The following is a 25158-nucleotide window of genomic DNA, read 5'->3' on the forward strand; positions in this document are numbered from 1 at the left end:
CTTGTGAATAATTTAAATTAAAAAAAATAAAATCAATATTTAATAATATGGTATTAGAAAAACATTTAAAATTAATGCTCCCCTTTTTCTTTTTTCTTACTTTACAGCTTTTTGCCCAACAGCAAAACATAAAAGGAAAAGTTATAGATGCTAAAGATAATATACCCTTAAATGGTGTAAGAGTTCAGTCAGAAACTGAAGAAGTTATTACCAACGAAGAGGGTGAATTTGTTATTGAAAATCAAAAATTACCATTAACATTAAAACTGAGTTATATCGGATATACGACGCATGAGATTGTGGTACGCTCATTTGATTTAGTGACAGTTAAACTAAATAAAGAATCAAATCAGTTAGATGAAATCCTGATTTCCAGTGGGTATTTGTCGCAAAAAAATCTGAGTTTTCAGGTTCAGTTTCCAAAATTTCCGCGAAACAATTACAGAACCGTCCTTCAACCAGTTTTGATCAGTTATTAGGCGGACAGGCAACCGGAATAGATGTAATTCAGTCTACAAGCGTATTGAATAACACGCCTGTTATTAGGGTTCGCGGCTTAAACACCATTACATCCGGGCTTTTTCCATTAATTGTGGTCGATGGTGTGGCTGTTTTTACCGGATCATTAGGTGGATTTATTGGCAACAATCCGCTATCAGGAATCAATCCCAATGATATCGCCTCTGTTGATGTACTAAAAGATGCCTCTGCTTCTGCTATATATGGATCCAGAGCAGCAAATGGCGTCATGGTTATTACCACCAAAAGAGGCAAAAAAGGTAAAACCAGATTCAATTACAACAACTGGTTCAGTCGAAGCACTCCTTACAATCTGCCTAAATTATTAAATGCTGAGGATTATACGATGATAAAAAATGAAGCTCTCGTTAATGCCGGCAAAGCACCCGGTTTTTTCCTTTCTCAAAACGCTGACGGAAGTACCGTAAATACAAATTGGTATGACGTCGCTTACGAACCGGGGTATTCCAGCAATCACAACATTAATGTTTCCGGCGGAAATGAGACGACACAATATTATTTTTCATTAGACTATACCAATCAAAATAGTTTTATAAAAAACAATACGTTTCAAAATTACATGACACGATTAAACATCAGTCATGAGCTTAATAAGTTTATCAGGGCAGGTGTGAATCTTTCTTACAGCAACGCAAAAAATGTCGGACCAAATACGGGTGCTGTTGCCGGTAACACTTTATCTTCATCAACCTATAACACTGAGTATATTACGAATGAACCATTAGGCAGGATGACGTATGTTTTGCCTCCTAATGTACCTGTTTATAATCCCGATGGATCTTACAGCATTCAGAATGGTATAAGTGTAGGCTATGGGGCTAATATCCCGTCTATTATTGGTACAATCAATGCCTATAATTTAGCGATGGTCCAGGAACTTGACCTGACTACTTCAATTAGTAAATCGCTCTTAGGCAATGTATATGGAGAGTTTGATATCACCAAAAAGCTAATTTTCAGAACGAGTTTTGGTTTGAATAGTATCGGTGTCGAAAACAAGTTGTTTTTAAATCCACTTCACGGAGGAGGTGCTACTTACAATGGTGTGGCAACCAATATCGCTACTGATTTATCAAGAACCGACTGGGCAAATACCATAACCTATAAAGATTCTTTTAATGAGGATTATAATTTGATGATTTTGGCTGGTTATGAAAGAATTAAAACCACTTTCGAAAGCTGGGGCGCAACACAAAGCAATGTAACCGACACTTATTATAAAAATTACCAAGGAAGTTATGCCAATATTTCACCAATTGGCAACGAACTTTCAGAAAATGCCTTAGTATCTTATTTTACCAACTTAAACTACAATTATAAAAACAAATACTTCCTGACCTTAAACTATAGAATTGATGGTTTATCTGCATTGTCTGAAGGAAATAAATACGGGAATTTTGGAGGAGGCTCTGTAAGCTGGAATCTGCTCGAAGAATCTTTTTTTAATGATTCAAAACTAAAAGGATTTCTGAATAACTTGAAAATTAGGGCCAGTTATGGAATTGTAGGAAATAGCGAAATAGGAAACTACCCTTCTATTGGAGCTTATAATTCATCTACTTATGGAGGTGCACCAACGTTAGGTTATTCACAAACTGCCAATCCGAATCTAAAATGGGAAACCAGTTCAAAACTTGATTTGGGATTGAATTTCGCTATGCTAAACAATCGTATTTCAGTAGAATTCGAATATTACAATAATAAAATCAGGGATTTAATCCTGAAAACACCGCAGTCACTTTCCGCCGGAATTCCGAATAACTACATCAACGAAAATGTGGGCGGTATGTATAATACAGGGTTTGAAATGGGAATAAATGCGCTTGCTGTTACTGCCAGAAACTTCAATTGGAATGTGAATCTAAATCTTTCCACACTTAAAAATAAAGTAACATCATTAGCAAGCGATGTATTTGTTCCGAGTGTATTTGGGGTACAAAATATGACCAGAGTAGGTTATTCAATTGGGTCTGTTTTTGCTGTACCAAATAAAGGTGTAAATCCCGAAAACGGACAAATGATCTTCATAAACAGTGAAGGGAAAGAAGTGCAGTACAATCATATTGGTTCACCAAAATGGACGTACCTCGATGGCAGTGCTGCTCCAGCAATAGACAATTACAAAGATGGTGTCATACAAGGACCTTCATTGCCAAAACTGTTTGGAGGATTAAACAATACTTTCAACTACAAAAATTTTGTTTTAGCTGTAAATTTGACTTTCTCACAAGGAAACAAACTCTACAACGGAACACGTGCCACCAATTCTGATCAGCGTTATTTTAATAATGGGGAGTTTATAAAAAACAGATGGACAACGCCAGGACAGATTACAGATATCCAAAAGTTGTATTATGGTGATAATGTTTCGGCTGGTTTTTCATTTTCAAGTACTTCAAAAGTAGAAGATGGTTCTTTTGTAAAACTGAAGAATGTTTCTTTAGGATACAATGTACCTATGGAAGCTTCTTTTCTAAAAAACACATTCAGCTCTATTTACGTGTATTTACAAGGCAACAATTTGTACACTTTTACCAAATACAGAGGTTCTGACCCTGAAGTTTCTATCAATGGAAACTCTATTAATTCAGGAAAAGATCAGAATGTCCCGCCAAATGCCCAGGTATATACTTTGGGATTCAATATTGGATTTTAATTAAAAGCAAAAACAATGAAAAAATATATTTTAATCAGTTGGGTTATTTTGTTATTCACCTCAGCCTGCAATGACGATTTATTAGACACGGAGCCTGAAACCAGCATTCCCGAATCAATTGCATTTAGCACTCCGGCTAAAATTTTAGCACAGACCAATAATTTATACAAGCAGCTGCAAAATCAAAGTTTTTACGGAGGCCGATTCATTGTTTTTAATGAACAACGTGCCGATCAGTTTGGGCAAAACGACGGAAATGCAGCAACCGGATCTGCTGTGTGGAATCAAAATGTAGCATCAACAAATGATTTTGTAAATAATGTCTGGTCCGTTGGATATACCGCCATTAATGCATCCAATATTTTAATCAGTAAAATGAATGAAACTACGGTAATTTCTAAAGAGCTGGCGAAAAACTACATTGCTGAAGCCAAATTTGTCCGTGCCCTTTGCTATTTCAATTTGGTTCAGACCTATGCCAAACCTTATAATCAGGATAAAAGTTCTTTAGGTCTGCCATTGCGATTAACACCAATTAATACATCCGGTAATAATGATTTGGCCCGAAGCTCTGTAGAAATGGTGTACACACAAATTCTAAAAGATTTAGATGAAGCCGAAACAGACTTACCAGTTAGCTACTCTACTCCATTACTGAATACTTCCAGAGCCAAAAAATGTACAGCAATTGCTTTAAAAACAAGGGTTTTATTGGTTCAGAATAATTTTGAGAAAGTAATCTCAGAATCTAAAAAAATCGTTTCTTCTACCCTGCCTTTTCAATATACAGAAGGAAATTTGACCCAAAAATTAGAAGCTAACTTTAGTGCTATTTTTGCAGGAAGCTATACGGGAACTGAAGCCATTTTTTCCATTCCATTCGCGAACTCAACGACCGAAACTCCTTCTGCACAATATTCTCTGGCTTATAATTATTTAGCACAGCCCATTATTTTTTTGGCTGCAGAAGGTATTGTGAGTGATCCGGCATTCAGTTCTGCTACTGATATACGCTCAAGCTTTATTGGTAAAAGCGCAGCGAATCAAAAAGTATTAAAAAAATTCAGTGTCACTACAGCACCTTTTAGAGACTATGTGCCTGTAATCCGCTATGCAGAAATACTACTTAATTATGCCGAAGCAGCAGCCCATATAAATGATTTAGAAACATCAAAGGCATTGCTGAAAGCGGTAAGAAACCGCGCAGATCCTGGTTATGTTTTTCCCGAAAATGAGATTGCAACCAAAGAAGCACTGATTACGACCATACAAAAAGAAAGAGATATTGAACTTTTAGGAGAAGGTTTCCGATTAATGGATTTACAAAGAAAAGTACAAACCCTGCCCGCAAAAAAAGGCTCCATTGGGACTGCTCCGCTGGTACTGCCAACCAGCAGCAATTATATCTGGCCAATCCCTAGCGGAGAAATATCGACCAACCATTTAATGGAACCAAATCCTTAGAGATATAACTATTAAGCTACCAATTAACCATAAAAATATAAAAATGAGAAAATTATACCTGTGCGGCCTTTTCATGATTCCACTTCTCATGAGCGCACAAACCGATATCGATGCCATTATGATGGGCAAACATAATTTTTGTTTCGGTGCCGTTTATCAATACAGCAGCTGGAAAAAATACTGGGAAGGTACTTTTAAAAGAGAGAATCTTAATCTGGGTAGAGTATCTACTCAGGGCATTGCTGTTATGGGAAATTACGGTATAACAAATAAACTGAACTTTCTTTTTAGCGTTCCGTATCTGGAAACTAAAGCTACAGCAGGAACGATGAAAGGTCAAAAAGGAATGCAGGATTTAGTTTTGACTTTAAAATACATGCCTCTTGAAAAGACAGTAAACAACACTACTTATTCCTTATTTGTCTTAGGAAGTTATTCCATGCCTGTAAGTGATTATACTGCTGATTATTTACCCTTAAGCATAGGTCTTCAGAGCAAAACAGGAACTTTAAGACTGATGGGAGATGTACAGATCAGAAATTTTTTCACCACTTTATCAGGTGCCTACATTAAACGATCGAATATCAAAATTGATCGAAATTCATATTTAACAGATGAGATTCATTATACGAATGAAGTAAATATGCCAGATGTTATAAACTTCAATTTAAGATTGGGTTACCGATCTGAATGGCTAATTGCTGAGGCTACTGTTGATCATACCATTACGCAGTCAGGAGGCTTTGATATCACAAAAAATAACATGCCCTTTCCAAGTAATACAATGAATGCTTTCAGATTAGGCTCAAGTACAAAATATACGCTCAAAAAACTTCCTGAATTGGCAATTGTTGGTGGTTATAATGTAGTTACAGAAGGCAGAAATGTTGGAGAAGCAGCATCCTTTTACGGGGGAGTATTCTATCTGGTTAATTTTAAAAACAAATAAGATGAAAAATACCATTCAAAAAATTATCTTTAAGAACCTTATACTTTTATTAATTACACTTACATATTCGTGTAATGATGAAATATCGGAACGCAATGAACAGTTTCCAAAGTTAAATCCTGCAGATACAGATGCTTCGGCAGGCACCTGGAAACCCTTTCTTTTAACAACACCTGACGAATTTTCAATAGATATGCCTGTTGCCACCAATACTCCAGCATATACAAGAGAAATAAACGAAATCAAGAGTTTTCAGGCTGAGATTACCAATGAACAAAAAAAAATCATCAATTATTGGAGTGCCGGGAGTGTTTTACGCTGGAATGAAATTTTGAGAACATTAGTAGCCAGACACAATCGTCCGCCTTATCAAAATGAAGACGGAACCTATCCGGCACCATCTGCAACCAATCCATTTGCGTATCCTCAATTTCCATTTTCTAATCCGCCTTATGCAGCGAGAGCTTATGCATATGTCTGTGCTGCCCAATACGATGCTTTGATTGCAGCATGGCATTATAAAAAACTGTACAACAGATCCGCACCATATGTAATTGATCCAACCTTACAGGTTCTAATTCCCAAAAGTACTTTGCCATCCTATCCTTCAGAAGATGCTGTCGTAACTGGAGTTACTGTCGAATTATTGAAATTATTATTTCCGACTGAAATCGCTTACGTAAATAAAAAAGCTGAAGAAGAAAAACTATACCGTTTAATCAGTGGCGCCAATGTACGTTCTGATATTGATGCCGGAATAATTTTAGGCAGGAAAGTTGCCACAAAATTTATAACTCGTGCTTCAACAGATGGTGCCGGAGCAGCAATTGGAACCCCTGAAATCTGGGCATTATTAGAATCAAAAACAGCTGCCACAGGAGAAACTCCATGGAAATCATTAGAAGTTCCTGCCAGACCACCTATGCTTCCATTATTCGGAAAAGTGAAGTCGTTTTTAATGACCGAAGCTGATGTTGTAGCAAATCGTCCTCCTGCCCCTCCTTCTACCAAATCTGATGCTTTTGCAAAAGAATTAGCTGAAATAAAAAAATACAGTCAGGACAACTCCAGAAAGCATTTGGAAATTGTCAGTTTTTGGGCTGACGGAGTCGATACTTCTACCCCACCGGGACACTGGAATGCTATTGCGTCCGAATCTTTTGTAGAGCTACAATACAGCGAGGTCCGATGGGCAAGAAATATGGCGCTGTTAAACATTGCGATGATGGATGCTGCTATTAGCTGCTGGGATGCTAAATACACTTATTGTAATCCACGCCCTTGCCAAATGGATCCTTCTATTAAAACAACAACAGGAGTTCCTAATTTCCCGGCATATGTTTCCGGTCACTCTACTTTTAGTGCTGCCGCCTGTGCAGTTTTGTCACACTTTATTCCGTCTAAAAAAGATGAATATGAAGCAATGGCATTAGAAGCATCAAACTCAAGAATGTATGGTGCTATCCATTACCGGAGTGATTGCGAAAAAGGATTGGAATTAGGCAAAAAAGTAGGCGGTTTTGCCGTTGCAAGGGCTGCTACTGATGGGGCAGAATAGAAGTACTGACTTAATATTCATCATAATCCAAATTAAACCTGGTAATCGTTACATCTGCCAGGTTTTTATATTTATAAAACAAACCGTTTTTTAATCAATTGCTAAGTTAAATCCTGTAAAGTTTCATACTGCACAACAGGGATGATGCATTTTTATGCATGTTTAAAAATTTAGCTTTTTTTCATTTAAGTCTGCTTCATTTATTATATAAAATGCTTGATTTGTATGATTCCAATATCCGTCATTCGGCTACTTTTGAAAACTTTAATCGGGTTTTATTTCCGAATTTATCATTAACCAAATTATTTAATTTAACCAAAAGGTTTTCTAAAACATATAAAATGAGATTACGATTTATGGCTATTGTTTTGTTTTCAGCATTTCAAAGTTCTTTTTCACAAACAGATAATGCTGTTGAAAAAAGAATTCAGGAGTTAATTAAGAAAATGACTTTGAAAGAAAAGGTTGGTATGCTGCATGGAAATTCAAAATTTTACACTGAACAAATAAAGCATCTTGGTATTCCGGAATGGGCTTTATCTGACGGTCCACACGGAGTCAGGGCAGAAATGAATCGTCATAACTGGAAATATACGGGGCAAACCGATGATTTCTCTACCTCTTTTCCTCCCGGAACAGCTATGGCGGCAAGCTGGAATCTGGAACTGGCTAAACAGCGTGGATTTGTTTTGGGTGAAGAAGCACGTTTTCGTAAAAAAGATGTTTTGCTTGGCCCGGGAATCAATATTATCCGTTCTCCTCTTTGTGGTCGAAACTTTGAGTATTTAAGTGAAGATCCTTTTCTTATTTCTCAACTTTCAATAAATTACATCAAGGCTTTACAAACAAAAGATGTTGCAGCTTGTGTAAAACATTTCGTAGCCAATAATCAGGAAGAAAATCGTTTTGTAGTAGATGTAACGATGAGTGAAAGGGCTTTACGCGAAATTTATTTGCCGGGTTTTAAAGCTTCCGTTGTTGATGCCGGAACGTTAGGAGTTATGGGTGCTTATAATAAATTCAGAGGTGAATATTGTACCGAAAATACTTATTTGGGAAGAACAATTTTGCGAAATGAATTTAATTTCAAAGGTGTTTACATGTCTGACTGGGATGCTGTGCACAGTACAGAAAAAGCAGCTTTGGCTGGTCTGGACTTAGAAATGGGAACTGAAAAAGATAACTATAATGACTGGTACTTTGCTGATCCTTTGATTAAAGCGGTAAAAGAAGGACGTGTAAAAGAAAGCGTAGTTAATGAAAAAGTGGCAAACATTCTGAGAGTCATGATTAAAACCAAAGTTTTAGATCCTGAAACGCGTGTAAAAGGTGCTATAAATACAAAAGAGCATCAGGAGGCAGCCTATCGTTCTGCTGTAGAAGCTATTGTCTTATTAAAAAACGAAAAGGAAACACTGCCTTTGAACATGAGTGCCATTAAATCAATCGCTATTATTGGTGATAATGCGACCCGCACGCATTGTGAAGGTGGCTTTAGTTCAGAAATCAAAGCTTTATATGAAGTTACGCCACTTCAGGCTATGACCAAGAAATACGGAAAGTCGATGCAGATCAATTTTGCACAAGGTTATGAAAAACAATCCCATGTCGTTGAAAGAAGCAGTGCAGGTCAATTAAATACCGATAAAATAGACTGGAAATTAATCAATGAAGCCGTGGCACAAGCTAAAAAATCAGATGTAGCAATCGTTTTTGCAGGTTTAAACCATGATTTTGATTCAGAATCTTTTGACAGATTGCATATGCGATTGCCATACGGACAAGAGACTTTGATCCAGGAAGTAGCTAAAGCAAATCCTAAAACGATTGTCGTAATTATTGCAGGATCACCACTTGAACTGGCGGGCATTGAATCCCGCGTTCCAGCATTAGTATGGGGATGGTATGGCGGAATGGAAGCAGGTAATGCTGTTGCTGATGTATTGAGTGGCAAAGAATTTCCTTCAGGAAAACTGCCATTTACTCTTCCGGTTACTTTAAGCCAGTCTCCCGCTCATGCATTAGGAGCCTACCCGGGACACGATTTGAAAGTAAATTATGATGAAGATATTCTGGTAGGGTATCGTTGGTTCGACACTAAAGGAATTGAGCCTCAACATCCTTTTGGTTATGGCTTATCTTATACTTCTTTTGAAATTTCTAATGTTACATCTGACAAAAAAGTCTATGAAGTTAATAATGAAATAACAGTCAAATTCAATATTAAAAATACAGGAAAATCAAACGGTGCTGAAGTTGTTCAATTGTATGTTGGACAAACTAATGCATCTGTTCTAAGACCTAAAAAGGAATTAAAAGCTTTTGGTAAAATATTCCTTGCTCCTGGAGAACAAAAAACTGTGGACTTAAAAGTAAAAGTAAAAGATCTGGCTTTCTATGATGAAAAAACTTCCGGATGGAAAATTGAACCTGGTGAATTTATGCTTTATACTGCAACATCTGCCAAAAATATTGTGAGTAGTTTGTCTGTGACTGTCAAATAATAAATACATTGTCTAATATTAAAAATTACTCTCTGTAAGTAAAGAAAAAAGTTGCCTTTCCGATTTTTTTCATTTAATTCAAAAGCCAATACACTTTAATTTTTCATGATACTCTAAGACTACATAAAAACAATCTGAAATTGAATGAATTAACATTATTAATTATTATTTCACAGTAGTTAAAAAAATTACCCCTGTAATAAGTAAATTATCGCAGGGGTAAAATATTTCAGTTTCCGATTTTAAATTTACTATTAATCTAAAATCTTCATTTTTTTCCCGGCCAGTAATTTTATCTTCTTATAAACTTCTTCGTTATTTTAGATTGACCGTTTACTCCGTTAATAAAATAAACCCCGGCAGGTAGAGATTCTATTGTTATTTTGGTATTGCCGTTTTTCAAAGTCCCTGACTTCACTAAACTTCCCTGGATATTAAAAATTTTATAATCAAAATCAGAAGACAGCATATCAACAAAAATTTCCCCTACTGCAGGATTTGGATATAATGTGAAATCCGCCTTGCTGAATTCTTTCTTATTTGTACTTAATGTATTAAATTCAAAAGGAAGAACCGCAGCATTATATCCACTTTTTTCACTTAAGTAAAAACGGAATGATGAAATTAAGGGTTCACTTCCAACAGTTACAGGATAAAATGCCGTAACATTATTTACCGTCTTCAATGTGTAACTTCCGGCAGGAGCTTTAATACCAATGTAAACCGGATTCATCTGATTAACAGTTAAGGCCTTTGGTGTTGAAACATTTCCGGTACCATTAAAAACAAATGTACCTGAACCACTCAATAAAACAGGAGTATTAGCCGGAATTGTACCTTCAATTTGATTACATACTATTTTAGCAGATGATGGATTCATTGTATAAACTGTAACACCTTGAGGTATACTGGCTTCAAATGGAAGCACCAAAACATCGTAATCTGCAATTGTTTTGGTAAAAGATGCTGCTGTGGCTGAAAAAGCGAAAGGAACATTAAAATCACCACCCAGATCCATAAGGTTTAAATTATTGCTCACACTTCCGGAAACAACATTCATAGCAGTATTATTCGCCGTTACATAAAAAATACTATTTTTATTGGCTGATTTGGCATGCCAGTCCTGAGATGAACTTATACCTGTGGCATTTCTAAAATCTAATGACACAAATTTCGCACTTTCCAGTGCATCCATAAAAAGACTGTCATCATCTGAATATGTACCTCCAAATTCGGCTGCTTTTTCGTCAGCAATATTAAAATATACATCCCCTAAATTTAAAGTAAGTACTGAACTGTAATTAGAATTTCTCAGGCCAATAATTCCGGTACATCCATCTGTTAAAACGGCTTTAGATATATCAAATGTCAAATCAAATTCAACGCCTGTAGGGAAATTGAATTTTCCATAGTTTTTAGACTTTACCTGCCCATTATCATTGATATAATAAAGCGTTGTATTGTCAGTATTAGCCTGGTTTGCAGTAGTAAAGCTTTTAACATGCATTATAAGTTTATTATAACGGTTGTCTAATTTCAAATATCCATTAGAATCGGTCATATTAGCACTTATCAGCGGATTTGCGTTTGCAAATGTCACAGTTTTGCCACTAATCTGGTATGTTGTTCCAAATGCAGGATTTGTAACAGACTGGTTTTCGATCTTAGCGTAATGAACTTCTTTACTGGTCATTTGTGAAGCGATCCTGTCTTTACTCTTTTCAAAAGTTAAAGTAATAAAACTAGAAGGATCAATACTCACTACCGGACGGAATGTTTCTGCAAAATTAACCGCTGTATTCTGCCAATCAATACTCTGAGTCGTAATTGTTTTAGTTCCTTTTACAGCATAAAATGGTAAATCTACAGTCAGATTATACGTGTTTTGCGATGGATTAATTATAGTAAGAACAATTTTATCACCGGCATCATTAATGTACGAAGAACCTTTAAGCTGTGCCGTAGCATCGCTCCATGTTGATTCTACACGTGTTGTACCTGTAGTGAATTTTGCATAGTGCGAAAGTATGTGTCCTCTTTTGGTAATTTCTCCGGCAACTGTTCCGTTTGATCCATCCCCCATCAGAGCGTAATATCGCTTAGTGGCGTAGTGAATCCAGGCATTTACATTTCCGAGCATCGCATCATTGACACTGTTTGCGAAACTAAAAGCATCGATTCCCCAATTGAAATCACGAACTGTACTTCCCGAATTCCAGTTAATAAGATATTCTGTCATCCATATTTCTTTGTTATAATTCTGAAATTGTTTGTATTTGGACTGAATACCACCATACTGATGAACGCCGTAAACTTCAAAATTTTGCATGACACTGGCATCCAGAAAACCATTTGCAAAAGAATCAGAATAACCAACACTTTCAGGCGCAATAACCTTACAATTAATAAGATGACCGAAATTTTTAACAAAAGTAGCTATTTGTACAGGTGTCCATATACAACCCTGATAAGTTGCCATTTCATCAGGCTCATTTTGAATTGAAATATAATCGAGTTCTACACCATTATCACGAAGATACGTTACATAACGATTAAGATACAAAGCATAATCCTCATAATGTTCTTCTTTCAGATAGCCAATTTGCTTAACTCCGTTTTCATCGGTAAAAACTGCAACTTCACTGTTGTTTGTTTTCCATTCAGGAGGCATTGTCCAGGGACTCGCAAAAATCTTTAATCCCAGGTCATTTTTGGCTAATTTTGCAGTTGCAAGCGTTGAAGGCCAGTTACTCTCTCCCGGAATATAAAGGCGCATAATATTGTAACCGGCATCACTATTTGTCCCCCACATTTTTTTAATTTCGTCAGTTGACATGTAATTATATCCAAACTGTGGACTGCATACAAAACCTCCAAAACCGGTGACTTTCTGGTAAGTTTTATTTTTATCAATTTGAACTTTTGCATTCTGTGCATGCAAACTGGAAGATAACGCAAAAAAAACTGCAAACAATACTGAACTTAATTGGTATAATTTTTTCATATATTTTACTTTTATTAGTTACTAAAATTGAATCACCTGAAAAATTAGAATTTACTCATACACTATATCACTTTCGGGAGCGCCAAGATAAGCTGGCTTTAAACCGCCGCAATCGATAAGGATTTTTTGCAGTACAATTCCTGGATCTAATACGCGGATACGCAATGTGTGTTTGCCTGAATTCAAAATATTGTGTTTCGTTATGGATTTAATAATATGTTCTGCCTGCCATTTTCCTAACTCACCTTTGTAGTGTCCATTAAAATTTATAATTTGAGGCTCATTGCTATCAAAAGAAATTTCATATTTGAGTCCTTTGTTGCTATTAAAATTGAGGGTTGGGGCTAACCAGAGCTGAACACTCATTTCTCCTTTAGATTCAAAATTGATCTCATATTCCAGAAAAATATTTTCATCGTTTTTTGGATAGGCATTTTGAGGAAAAGTAGTTATACCTGATTTTGTTTTCCCAAAGTCAGGAATGACTTCCCAGTGAATATTTTTAGAATTGTTTAAAACCGAATAATTTTCAGCTTCTATAGAGACATAGCCGTTTTTTTCCTGGAAAACAGTTTTTTTAGAAATTTTTTCTTCAGCCACATAGGTAACTTCGGGAAGGATATTTTTAGGAGTATCATTCCATGACTTGTATCCAATTCTCATCTGATCCATGATGTGAGTCCATTTTCCACCTGAAATTTCATTATTGTATTTGTTTTGAAGAATAGAGTCTCTTGCAAAAGTGCTTTTCACCTGATCTGCAAAAGTGTTGGCTAAAATGTTTTTTTCTGAAGCCAGTTTTCTGTTCCTTGCTTGTGCAAAATACATTTCGTAAAGATTGCTGCAGGCATCTATAGGGTATAAAACAAGCTGAAAATACGCATCTTTGTATTGTTGCTGAATATCATTATAAATTCGATAAGCATCAAGTGACAGGTTTTTATAATCAGTGACAACATTTTGGAATTCATTATAATTTTCAAGACTGTACGTTTTGCTGTCCAGCATTTCAGGAGTAACTCTTCTGTTGAATTTTGGATATGTATTTAATAGTCTTGCGATTTCTTTAGCATGTTTTTTTCCGAACTGATCAGCTGCCCATTTTTCGGTAAATTCAAAAAGATTCTGAGAATTGAACTTTTTAGGATTCCAGGCCATATCTAAAAAGAAACTGATCGGAAATTCCATTGGTTTAAGATCCCCAACATTGACGATCCATATTTGATCAACCCCATGTTCATAGCTAAGATTCATTTGTTCCCAGACTCTTTGTATCGGATTTATGTTGATCCATTTCGAATTTCTTGGTGCTCCAACATAATCAAAGTGGTAATACATTCCGTAACCGCCTTTGTGTAAAGGTTTGGTCAGATCAGGGAGTTTTCGGACATTTCCCCAGTTATCATCACAAAACAACAGAATAACATCGTCAGGAACCCGCATTCCCTGATCATAATAGTCTTGTACTTCCTTATATAATGCCCATACCTGAGGTGTTTGTTCGGCTTTTTTATGAGTAACCTCTGCAATAATTTTACGCTGTTCTTTTACAATATTCTCCAGAAGACTTATATTGGTTCCTTCGCTCATCGCTTCATCCCCGTCTCCTCGCATTCCAACTGTTACTAATTTCTCCCAATTTTTACTGCGCGCAATTCCCCCTTTCCAGAATTCGTCTAAAACAGTTTTATTTTTAGCATAATCCCAAACATTTGGAAGATTGTTTTTTTTAATATATCGACGCCAGTCGGTCTGAGCCAAAGCCATAGGTTCATGATGCGAAGTACCTACAATAATTCCCATCTCATTAGCAAGAGGCCCGCTGGCGACATCATCATCATAAAAAGCATTTCCCCACATCGCCGGCCATATATAATTGCCTTTTAGACGAAGCAGTAATTCGAAAACTTTTTCATAAAACTTACTATTAAAGCCACCAAATGTTGCTTTAGACCAACCGCTTAATGCTGGTGCTTCATCGTTGATAAAAATACCCCTGTATTTTACGGCAGGTTCACCATCACTGTATACTCCTTTCAGAAAATAGATATTTTCTTTTGGCGCAACAGGTACATCAGCCCAGTAATACCATGGAGACACACCTATTTGTCGGGATAATTCATAGATTCCGTAAATTGTTCCGCGTTTATCACTGCCTGCAATTACAAGAGCTTCTTGCACTCCCCTGAACGGATTTTTAACGCTTTGGATAACGAATTTTTCATTTTTACCTTTAAGGAGCTTTCCGTCAATTTTTTTCTGTTTTACTAAATCGTCAATAATAGAATTCGTACCGATTACGCCAATTATGATCAATGCTGAAGGCGAATTTGGATTCTGATTAAAAATCGTTGGCTTCTGACCTGTTACTTTTTCAAAATCTGACTGAAGATTGCTTACCGCGCGCCCAATACCAGGATCTGTTCCTGTATTGACAAAAAAAGAAAGAGAGTTTGATTTCTCTTTCAGAATAATAACATCACTGCCTTTTTTATCTGTTATAAAAGACTGAGCCTTTGATTTGCCCGATATACAGATGGTAAACAGTGTTATGATAAATATTGAAAATCTTTTCATTGTATTGTATTAAAAATCAATTACAAAAATTATTTTTTCTATTTGAACAACAGAGGCGCAAACATAAATAAATCGTGTCTCCACACTGGCCAGCTATGACCTCCCGGATATTCGCTGTATTTATATTTTATTCCAATCTTGTCAAACCTGCTTAGCATTATTTTACAATTTTCAAAAGCAATATCTTCTTTGCCTCCCATAGAAATCCAAAATTCTTTAATATTCGAATTAATAATGGCAGTATTGTTTTTCATAAATTCATACTGCGGTTCTGACAATGTTTGATTATTAGCCCACCAGCCTGAACTAAAAACGCCTATATAGGAAAACATATCTGAGTTTTTAACACCAGTATAAAGAGTCTGCAATCCACCCATTGATAATCCGGCCAAAGCTCTGTTTTTAGCATCAGCTGCTACTTTAAAATTACTTTCTACAAATGGTATTACTCCAGATTTCAATTCATTTTCAAAAGCTTTTAGGGAATTTTCATTAAAACCTTCAGTTCCTCCCATATTGCCATCAATCATAGCTATTACCATTGGTTTTGCTTTATTCTCAGCTATCAGATTGTCTAAAATCAAATTAGCTTTGCCCTGATTGGCCCATCCTCTCTGATCTTCACCTCCGCCGTGCAATAAATATAAAACAGGAAATTTTTCTGGAGCATTTTCATAACCCGGCGGTGTATAAACATACATTTCACGCCATGAATTATTACCTTTTGAAAAATATTTCTTAATCCTGATATCACCATGTGGAATATCTTTTAAAGCATAAAACTCCCCTTCTTTATTAGGTATTTCAATTCCGCTGGCCATACGTCCCATACCATAAAAACTTTCGCTTGACGGATCAGCAACAGCAACGCCATCAATAAGCAGTGAATAATAATTAAATCCCTTATTAACGACATCAGTAGTTACATTCCATGTTCCTTCTTCATCTTTTATCAGGTCATATTTTTTTCCTAAATCAATTTGCACTTTTGTAGCTTGTGGTGCTTTTACTTTAAAAACGACCCGGTTATCCGGCAGTATTTGAGGATATTTAGCAGTACGGATATTCGTTTCTGCCTGTGTTCCTAAAACAGTATATTTCGCAAAACTTGAAGCATCTACGGGCTTGAATAAAAACTGTGAGAACATGTACAAACCGTTTTTCCATACCTTAAAATCATGAACGCCCGGTTCTATATAATAAACATGTGGAACATCATTTTTATATAGATAATCGTGGGTGCGTTTGCTGTTACTAATAAGCCAGTCGTTATCTCCACAGGAAATCCAGAGCAATTTTAATTTCTTTTGCTTCTTCAGGATCAGAAAGAAGCTCTTTAGGGATTTTGGTATTTGGAGCAGCAGAAAATGCGCCAACCCATGCAAATTTATCTAAATTACCTAATCCGAAATTCAGGGATTGACCGCCTCCCATTGACAATCCTGCAATAGCGCGATGTTCTCTATCTTTGAGAACCGGATATTTTTTTTCAATAAAAGGAATTAGGTCATTTAATAAATCTTTTTCGAAAGTTGCAAATGCCTGTACTTTATCCGGAGCCATTATATTACCTATAGCACTATCGTCTTTCATTGCCCTGCCATTTGGCATCACTACTATCATATGTTCTATGGTCCCTTCTGCGTAAAGGTTATCGAGAATAATCTGCGGATTACCGCCGTTAAGCCACTCTTTTTCATCGCCTCCTATTCCGTGCAAAAGATATAATACAGGATATTTTTTCTTTTTATTGAATCCCGGTGGTGTATAAACGGTAGCTTTTCGGATTGAACCCACGGTTTTAGATTCATAAGTAATGGTCTCTATTTTTCCGGCGGGTATGTCTGCATTCAACTGATCAAAACCAACAGGAGCCTGTATTCTTAAAGAAATACCTTTATCAGAGAATTGATATCCCAACAAAGAAAGCATTTTCTGAGCATAGCGTTTTCCTAATTCTCTGTAACCTGAAGCATTAAAATGTAAAAAATCAGGTTCTACTGTACAACCTTTAGATGAAATTACATAAGAATTCGATATTGTTTTTGGCAGTGTTGCAATAATTTTATTCATGCTTCCACATTTACCATTCTGGTCTTCATTTACCGTCTCACCAGAAAGAAGCGGCACTTTTTTCGGATCCAGATTCAGATCTTTCATCAAATTATCATAGACAATTTTTACTTTTTTAGGCCAAAGTGTATCACCGGTATTAGATTCTCCCTGATGTAGTAAAATACCTTTAATAACACCCTTTTTTTGCGCTATTTTTGCCATCTCAACCAGCCTTGCATAAGGATTTCCGTCGTATTCCTTAATCATGCCCTTCATCCAGTCAGGTGCTGTTGCAATGTATTCTGCTGACTTATTTTTATCAAAAAGCTCAATTTTACAACCTCCAACTGCTACATTGATAACACCTACTTTTACTTTTTTAGGAAGATTAGCAATCAGGTTTCTTCCAAAATAATCAACAGGCGTTAGTCCGGTATTACATCGGCATAAAGGTGGAACTGCGGTATACCAGTTCCCTATTTTACGTCCTGTCTCTGGACAGTCTACAGCTGCCAAAACCTGAAACCTGTCGTCAATTCCTACTTTGTCCTGAGCTTCTATTTTAGCATATCCTTCCATATTCGACTGTCCAAAACTTAAGTAAACATGAAAATCAGGATCCTGAGAGTATCCTTTTTGTGCTATTGAAAAAAGGATAGCAAATGCAAAAAATTTAGTTATTAATTTCATACAGCTATTTTTATTGTCAAAAATCATTAAAGTCTTATTTAAATAAATCCAGATCGACTGCTTCTCCCATCCTAAGATAACCTGATTCGTTTGGATGCAAAAAGTCGCCGTCATGCATGTCTGATAAAATAGTTTTGGAGCCCATTCCTGAAGCCATTGCCTTATCAAAATCAATTACAGCATCAAAGGCATTACTATTTCGAATCCATTCGTTTACAATATCTCTTGCTTCCTGTCTGTAAGGGGCGTCATAAAACGATTTCTGAAAAGGTAAAATAGTACATCCATATACTTTTATTCCTTTGGCATGTGCTTTATCAATCATTACTTTATAAGCTTCGATCAGTTCCTGAGCTTTAAGAGGAGCATCTTCAGCGTTTTTAATTCCTCCAATATCATTCACGCCTTCAAGAATCATTAACCATTTTGTGCCTTTTTGAGATAATACATCCCTGTCAAAACGATTCAGCGCCGTTGGGCCTAATCCGCCTTTAACCACACAATTTCCTCCTATTCCTAAATTCAAAACCCCTATGTGATCTGTTTTTTTGTTGGCAAGTAATCTGGCAGATAAGATGTCCGTCCATCTGTTTTGTTTGTTTGTTCCTGATCCGCGCCCATCAGTAATAGAATTTCCAAGGCATACAATATTGGCAGCGCTGTCATTATTAACATCTACTCCCATAATAGAGTACCAGTGATCCGTTTTTATCGCACCTGAAAAAGTTGCATTGGCAATGTTATCACCCTGTAAAATATAAGAAGTTGTCCTGGAGCCCGGATGGCCTGATGTTTTATGGGATGCAGCTCCATAATGAATGGTAATGGCTAAAAGCTGTCCCGGTTTTAAATCAAAATCAAAAACATCTGAAAAAACTTCCTGTTCGGGATTCATTGTTATTTCAGGATTTCCGTTGAAACTTAATATTTTTTGTGTTGCCGGATCGATCTCAGGAGCAGTAACCACATTTGCAACACTTACCGATTTTAAAACAGTTGGCTGATCACTAAATAAATTAGAGAAACGCATACGCTGCTGCTTTCCTCCTATTGAAACCCTGATAATCTGTCGAATCGTATTTTCTGCCAGACCAGGTTCTGGAGGCATGTTGTTAGGCTCTACCAGCATTTGTGCTGTTGCCCAGGTGCCTACCCAATTTTTATCCGTTCTTTTCGCTGTTACTTGATTAGGTTTACAACTAACAATAAAAATGAGCAGATTTACTAAGGCCAGAATCGATATTATTTGTCTTTTTTTCATGGTTTATCAGTTTACATTATTACCAAATTTGAAAAATTTCAAAATAGTGTATATAAAGTTATCATATTGATTATATTTTTTTGATTACCTATTATGAATCACAGAAAATCTTTATTTAGATGAAATTGCATAATAATTTTATTGAAATTACACTAAATACAGATTCCTATATTATTTACAAGTAGTATTTGAAAACGGCTAATTAATGATAACTTCTGTTAATTCAAATCTGAATCATTTGCGTGACTGACTAAATGCAACTACCAATCATTCAGAATTTAAAAGCCGAGGGAATTACCCCCCGGCTTATAATTAAAAACTTAGAACCAATTAAACAATAGGTTCAGTGCCTAAAATAATGATTTATTCTTACAGTATTTAAATCAATTTAATTGTAACCTGGATTCTGGTATTCTGCTTTTTCAGCAGCACTCATTTCCATCAAATCTATTTGTCCCTGAGGAATTGGTCGCAAATAATGATGCGGCTCAATAGTTCTGGTAACAACTTGTGGTGTATGATCAACATAATTTGATCCGCCAATTGAATATTTACCTGCAAGTTCATTCCATTTTTGAGTTCTTATTAAGTCGTACCAACGGTATCCCTCTCCATAGTACTCACGAGAACGTTCAGCGAGAATATAATTAATTGTAATTACAGCAGGAGTTGTACTGGTTAATAAAGCGCTATTGTCAGCACTCTTTGCAACATTCCCATTATTATCCCAACGCCATTTTCCGGCACGTGCACGTATTACATTGATAAGACTTCTGGCAGTCATTGAACCAGTTGCTCCTTTTACTGCAGCTTCAGCGGCAACAAAATAGAATTCTGAAAATTTAGCTATCGGAAAAGGTCTGGTGCTACCTGCATTTGGCTGCCCTAATCCTCCTGCATTATCAGTACGATATGGCCCTAACTTCCATAAACCTGGATAAACTATTCTGTTTATTCCGGATGGTGCAATAACGTAATCAGCTCTACCTGGTAAAACTCCTCCACCAACTCCGCTGTCACCTGCTCCTGTAGGATATGTAATTGGTGTCCCTGGTTCATCATTTAAGAAAGTTAAAATTGCACTATTAGGCGTCACAGACAATCCATTAGCATTAGTAAGTGTAGTTACATTTGTTAGTCCCGTACCAAGTAAATTCCAATTTCCTCGATAAACTGACGTAAATGTCCCATCATATCTGGAGTCATTAGTTTTGTCTGCAAATGTATTGGTGAATACTTCAATAGGTGGTGCCATTCTTACCCACGGACGTCCTAAAAATTGATCAGCAGCTCTTTGTACAGACGAAACTGAAGTTGTTCCATTTTTACTTCTTATTGCAGTGTAATTGAATGTACCCATCCATCCTGCAAAATTATCAGGTGAACCTCCACTTCCGTAAGTAAGACTAGCACCATTGTAATATTCACTTTCTTCAGTATGGTCTGCGTAAAGCATTACCTCTTTATTACGGTCATTAGAACCCAAGTTAACATCATAATAATAATCCAATAATCCATATGAACCAGGATTATTAATTCCGTCTAAAGCTATATCGTAAGCTTTTTGAAAATACCATTGAGCATTGTGTCCATCTGGATCTACTCTTGGCGTATCAGGATAGGTTGGGATATTATTTGGATTTTCTAACCACCAGGCATATGTCAGATAGGCTTTTGCTAAAAATAGACGAGCTACTGTTTTAGTCACTGTACCTGTCAATCTAGGTGCAACAGGTAAATCATTTACAGCTGATACCAAATCCGGAAAAATAGCTTTAGTATAAACTTCTGATACCGTATTACGTTTAGACGACCTAGAAGGCTTAGTGTTAAATTTCAGTTCGCCTGCACCTAAATCTAAAGGTACACCTCCAAAATTCTGTACCAATAAAAAGTAATCAAAAGCTCTAAAAAACCTTGACTCAGCAATTAAACTGCTTGCTACACCTACTGCTGCACCATTTTCAATAATTCCGCTGGCAGTATTAATATCATTGTATGAATTGTTCCAAACTACATCAGCTCGGCTTGAATTTGGATTTATTACTCCAACACCTGATAAATCATGATCTTTGAAGTTTCCGTCGGCCTGTTGCCCGTAAGTGTTTTCATCTGTACCGGTTTGAACAGAATTATAATAATATGCCTGTCCGTATATCCAGCGTAAATGTGCATAATGAGAAGTTAATCCCTGTTTTACACCTGCTTCTGTTTTAAAATACCCTGGTTCATAAAAGTCGTGTGGTTTTTCTTCTAAAATATCAGAGCAGCCTGCAAAAGAGAACAATACTACTGATCCTATAATTAATTTTTTAAAAATATATCGTTTCATGGTTGTTCCTTATTAAAATGTTAAGTTAAGTCCGAATAAATAATTTCTGGTAGTAGGTGTATTGGTTCCAATAACCAAAAACCTTCTATTGTATGAAGCTACAGCCTGATTTTCATCACCTAATGAGTTTGTTTCCGGATCCATTCCAGACATTTTATGGTAAGGAGAAAAAAGTACAAAAGGGTTTTGTGCCGTTACATAAAGTCTAAGCTTCTGAATTCCTAAATCTCTCATAAACTGCTGATCTAACGTGTAACCTAATGTTAGTGCTCTGATTTTCACATACGATGCGTCAAAATACCCCATTGTTGACATATATTTTGGATTATCACCGCTTCTAATACCTCTTGGATTAGGAAATTCAGCGTCTCTGTTATCCGGTGTCCAGTAATCTACATCAACATTACTTCTACGACCATCAAGAAGATTAAGATAACTTGCTCCTCCATAAAGTGTACTTATCAAGACACCACCACTTCTAAATGCTCCTACAGCAGAAAAATCGAACCCTTTGTAGGTTAAATTTGTATTGAAACCTCCCTGGAAATCCGGGTCAGTATCTATAATTTGTCTATCACTTGCATTAATTGCACGTGTTGGCGAACCATCTGGATTAAAATCACCTGTATATTTTACTTTAATGGACCCTACTACTGTTCCTTGCTGATTAATACCTGTTGGTCCAGGCTCATAGATTGACATATAAGGATCTCCTTCCTGCCAGATACCCACTTTTTGGTAATCATAAATAGAATTGATATTATGACCAACAAACCAAGAGTTTCCTTCATCTCTTGTAGCTCCTGAAGCCAGTTTGACTAATTTATTATCGTTAGCATATAAGTTAAAACCAACCGTCCAGCTCAATCCTTTTGGATTATCAAGGATTACTCCGTTTAATGCTATTTCAAAACCTTTATTTTCAGTCTCTCCAACATTTCCAATATAATTACTTACACCTCCTGTTGGTGGTAGATTAACACTTTGCAGAACATCGGTAGTATGTGTTTTATAATATTCAATTGTACCAGATAAACGATTATTAAAGAATCCAAAATCTAATCCATAATTCCATGTGGTAGAAAATTCCCAACCTAAATTAGGATTAGGTGCCTGAGTAACATACACTCCTGTAGAGTTTGTACTTCCAAAATTGTAAGGTCTTGTACCTAAAGCTCCTAAAGTAGAATATGGAGCTACTGCCTGATTAGAAGTTGTACCATAACCGGCACGCAATTTTACTAAATTAGCCCATGAAATATTTTTCATAAAAGATTCATTTGAAACTGTCCATCCTACAGATACTGCCGGATAGGTAAACCATTTATTGCCAGGCGCTAATCTTGATGAACCATCAGAACGAACTGTTCCCGAAATAAAATATTTATTATCATATGAATACATCAATCTGGCCATATAAGAAGTTAATCCCCATTGTGTATAATCCTGATCTGCCGGATTTATAACTGCTTCTTCTTCACTCTGTCCTAAGTTGTAAAACTGAAATGCATCAGAAGTAATTCCATTTCTTCTTATAAGAGAACTATTACTTGTACGCTGTTCATTTGAATACAACCCAACAAAATTAATAGTATGTTTATTAGCAAAAGTTTTATCATAAGTTAACAAGTTCTCAATAAGCCATTGTGTTGCAAGTGAATTACCGATAGAAGCATTTGAAATAGTTGTTGGATTTACATCAAACACTCCATATCCCTCATAATATCCACTATTAGATGTACGAAAGTTCAAACCACCATTCATGCGATATTTTAAACCTTCAACTCCAGGTATTTTTAGCTCTGCAAAAATATTATTATAAGAGCTAAAAGCTCTGGTTTGGTTTACATAAGAATCTCCTAAACCTTCTATAGTATTTCTTGTATACACCCAATTTTCATCATTTGCCATTTTAACTGTCCTTTTCAAAGATCCGTCTGGATTATATGGATTTGCTAAAGGAGAAGTACCTAAGATAGTACCTGTACCAATATTATCACCATTTGTGACACTATAATTACTATTAGTAGTAAATCCTACACGGAAAATTTTCCCAATTTGCTGATCTAGCCCGCCTCTAAGACTGAAACGTTCATACTTTTGGCCTGGCAAAACAGACTCTTCTTTATAATATCCTAAACCTGCATTATAGCTACCGCTCTCTGTACCTCCTGAAACACTCACATCATGACTAATCATTTCGCCAGAACCATAAAGAGAATCCTGCCAGTTTATATTAGTATCTCTTGATTCATCAACCCCATCAGTGAAACGACCAGAATAATCACGCAATGCTGCAAATTTTGCACCGTCCATCATATCATATTGACCAAAAATCTGCTTAATACCTGTAAACCCATTGTAAGTAAATGTAGCACTTTGATTTTTACGCCCTTTATTGGTTGTAATCAATATAACTCCATTTGCACCTCTGGAACCATAAATTGCAGTTGCAGATGCATCTTTTAAAACATCAACAGACTTAATATCCACTGGATTGATGTCTCCAATTTGTCCGCCAAATGGAACTCCATCCAGTACAATTAACGGATCATTATCCCCTGTAAGAGATCTTGTTCCACGTATACGAATCTGCATAGCTGCTCCCGGTTTTGTTGAAGTTTGTGTTAGCTCAACACCTGCAAGTCGACCCTGTAATGCCTGTGTTACGTTGGCAGATTGTACCTCATTTAATTCTTTCCCTCCAATTGAAGCTACAGATCCGGTTACCGCTTCTTTTCTTTGTGTACCGTATCCAATAACCACAACTTCTTTTAAAACGCCTGACTCTTCTTCAAGCTTTACGTTGATTTGGTTTTGGCCATTTACAGCTACTTCTTTGCTTTTTAAACCGATAAAGCTAAAAACAAGTACTCCGTTTGAAGGAACATCGATAGAGTAAGTACCATCAAAACCTGTACTTACGCCAGTTTTAGTACCTTTTAAATTTACATTAGCCCCTGGAATAGGGCCATTTGCATCCGATACTGTCCCTTTGACTTTCGTTTGCGCACCCGCATGGAGTGATAAGCCAAGCATTAAGATCAAAAAACAAAAGCATTTTAAATGCTTCGATTTAATTGTAACAAAATAGTTAGTCATAAAAATTGATTTAAATAATTAAAATTCATTTTGGTTTAGTCATTAAGTGTATGTAACAAATGTAGAAAAAAACAATCAATACACAATCGGTTGTTTATTTTTTTTTTAAATTATTAATAATAATATCCTAATAAAAAACATTGTATATAATATAATGCTATAAAAAATACATTATATATATTTTTAAACGAATTTCGGGATTAAAAATAATGATTTAAAAGTGAATATGTCAATTAAGTACATAAATCATAATATTGATATTTTTCCTGAAGCATCAAAATTAAAAAGTAAAATATTGTTAAAATAGCGTTGCCTGAGCTTGGTATAATTGATTTCTTAATAAAAAACACAAATAATCAGATGAAATTTTAAAAATGACATTAAAAACAAAATACAATCGGTTGCTCATTTAACAAAAAAAGCTCCCTGAGTAAAGGAGCTTTTGAAGTCGCAATTTTTATGCTTT

The 25158-nt window shown here is 35.9% G+C and carries 13 protein-coding genes; 6 read left to right on the forward strand and 7 right to left on the reverse strand.

Annotation, left to right across the window (positions count from 1 at the left end; genetic code table 11):
* The first annotated feature begins 47 nt into the window (after positions 1–47).
* From P5P89_RS00925 to P5P89_RS00950, 6 genes are all read left to right on the forward strand, one after another.
* Positions 48–479, forward strand: a complete 432-nt coding sequence (locus tag P5P89_RS00925) for a carboxypeptidase-like regulatory domain-containing protein (protein WP_278010332.1) — start codon at positions 48–50, stop codon at positions 477–479.
* Positions 425–3196: a SusC/RagA family TonB-linked outer membrane protein gene (locus P5P89_RS00930; RefSeq protein ID WP_278011966.1), complete on the forward strand. Its 2772-nt coding sequence runs from the start codon at positions 425–427 to the stop codon at positions 3194–3196. Before P5P89_RS00925 ends, P5P89_RS00930 begins: the two co-directional genes overlap by 55 nt.
* Before the next feature lie 15 nt (positions 3197–3211).
* Positions 3212–4660 (forward strand): RagB/SusD family nutrient uptake outer membrane protein, encoded by a 1449-nt coding sequence (locus tag P5P89_RS00935; RefSeq protein ID WP_278010333.1) that lies wholly within the window; start codon positions 3212–3214, stop codon positions 4658–4660.
* A gap of 43 nt (positions 4661–4703) precedes the next feature.
* Positions 4704–5609 carry a hypothetical protein gene (locus tag P5P89_RS00940; RefSeq protein ID WP_278010334.1) on the forward strand — a complete coding sequence of 302 codons (906 nt, stop codon included), beginning with the start codon at positions 4704–4706 and terminating at the stop codon, positions 5607–5609.
* Position 5610: 1 nt separating this feature from the next.
* Positions 5611–7167, forward strand: coding sequence for a vanadium-dependent haloperoxidase (locus P5P89_RS00945; RefSeq protein ID WP_278010335.1), 1557 nt, complete (start codon positions 5611–5613; stop codon positions 7165–7167).
* A gap of 341 nt (positions 7168–7508) precedes the next feature.
* The gene (locus P5P89_RS00950) at positions 7509–9671 is read left to right on the forward strand and encodes a beta-glucosidase (protein ID WP_278010336.1); all 2163 of its coding nucleotides are present in this window, start codon (positions 7509–7511) and stop codon (positions 9669–9671) included.
* A 292-nt stretch (positions 9672–9963) separates the two neighbouring features.
* On the opposite strand, the gene P5P89_RS00955 is transcribed toward P5P89_RS00950, so the two are convergent.
* The 7 genes from P5P89_RS00955 to P5P89_RS00985 all read right to left on the reverse strand — a co-directional run bounded on the left by P5P89_RS00955 (position 9964) and on the right by P5P89_RS00985 (position 24692).
* A complete protein-coding gene (locus P5P89_RS00955; RefSeq protein WP_278010337.1) occupies positions 9964–12675 on the reverse strand; it encodes a T9SS type A sorting domain-containing protein in 2712 nt (903 codons plus the stop codon).
* 51 nt (positions 12676–12726) lie between these two features.
* A complete protein-coding gene (locus P5P89_RS00960) occupies positions 12727–15252 on the reverse strand; it encodes a glycosyl hydrolase 115 family protein (RefSeq protein WP_278010338.1) in 2526 nt (841 codons plus the stop codon).
* Between the two features lie 38 nt (positions 15253–15290).
* Complete coding sequence (locus P5P89_RS00965) at positions 15291–16547, reverse strand: alpha/beta hydrolase-fold protein (protein ID WP_278010339.1); 1257 nt, start codon at positions 16545–16547, stop codon at positions 15291–15293.
* Entirely contained in the window at positions 16522–17997 is a 1476-nt protein-coding gene (locus P5P89_RS00970; RefSeq protein ID WP_278010340.1) for a sialate O-acetylesterase, read from the reverse strand. Before P5P89_RS00970 ends, P5P89_RS00965 begins: the two co-directional genes overlap by 26 nt.
* A gap of 34 nt (positions 17998–18031) precedes the next feature.
* On the reverse strand, positions 18032–19258 hold the full coding sequence (locus P5P89_RS00975) for an SGNH/GDSL hydrolase family protein (RefSeq protein ID WP_278010341.1): 1227 nt from the start codon (positions 19256–19258) through the stop codon (positions 18032–18034).
* 388 nt (positions 19259–19646) lie between these two features.
* Positions 19647–21590 carry a RagB/SusD family nutrient uptake outer membrane protein gene (locus P5P89_RS00980; RefSeq protein WP_278010342.1) on the reverse strand — a complete coding sequence of 648 codons (1944 nt, stop codon included), beginning with the start codon at positions 21588–21590 and terminating at the stop codon, positions 19647–19649.
* Between the two features lie 12 nt (positions 21591–21602).
* Entirely contained in the window at positions 21603–24692 is a 3090-nt protein-coding gene (locus tag P5P89_RS00985) for a SusC/RagA family TonB-linked outer membrane protein (protein ID WP_278010343.1), read from the reverse strand.
* Positions 24693–25158: the final 466 nt, after the last annotated feature.

Origin of the sequence: Flavobacterium gyeonganense (genome assembly GCF_029625295.1) — a bacterium.
In the GTDB taxonomy this organism is placed as follows: Bacteria; Bacteroidota; Bacteroidia; order Flavobacteriales; family Flavobacteriaceae; genus Flavobacterium; species Flavobacterium gyeonganense.

Coding starts and splice junctions, on each gene's coding strand:
- P5P89_RS00925 (WP_278010332.1), top strand. CDS start 48: ATGGTATTAGAAAAACATTTAAAATTAATGCTCCCCTTTTTCTTTTTT.
- P5P89_RS00935 (WP_278010333.1), top strand. CDS start 3,212: ATGAAAAAATATATTTTAATCAGTTGGGTTATTTTGTTATTCACCTCA.
- P5P89_RS00940 (WP_278010334.1), top strand. CDS start 4,704: ATGAGAAAATTATACCTGTGCGGCCTTTTCATGATTCCACTTCTCATG.
- P5P89_RS00945 (WP_278010335.1), top strand. CDS start 5,611: ATGAAAAATACCATTCAAAAAATTATCTTTAAGAACCTTATACTTTTA.
- P5P89_RS00950 (WP_278010336.1), top strand. CDS start 7,509: ATGAGATTACGATTTATGGCTATTGTTTTGTTTTCAGCATTTCAAAGT.
- P5P89_RS00955 (WP_278010337.1), bottom strand. CDS start 12,675: ATGAAAAAATTATACCAATTAAGTTCAGTATTGTTTGCAGTTTTTTTT.
- P5P89_RS00960 (WP_278010338.1), bottom strand. CDS start 15,252: ATGAAAAGATTTTCAATATTTATCATAACACTGTTTACCATCTGTATA.
- P5P89_RS00970 (WP_278010340.1), bottom strand. CDS start 17,997: ATGAAATTAATAACTAAATTTTTTGCATTTGCTATCCTTTTTTCAATA.
- P5P89_RS00975 (WP_278010341.1), bottom strand. CDS start 19,258: ATGAAAAAAAGACAAATAATATCGATTCTGGCCTTAGTAAATCTGCTC.
- P5P89_RS00980 (WP_278010342.1), bottom strand. CDS start 21,590: ATGAAACGATATATTTTTAAAAAATTAATTATAGGATCAGTAGTATTG.
- P5P89_RS00985 (WP_278010343.1), bottom strand. CDS start 24,692: ATGACTAACTATTTTGTTACAATTAAATCGAAGCATTTAAAATGCTTT.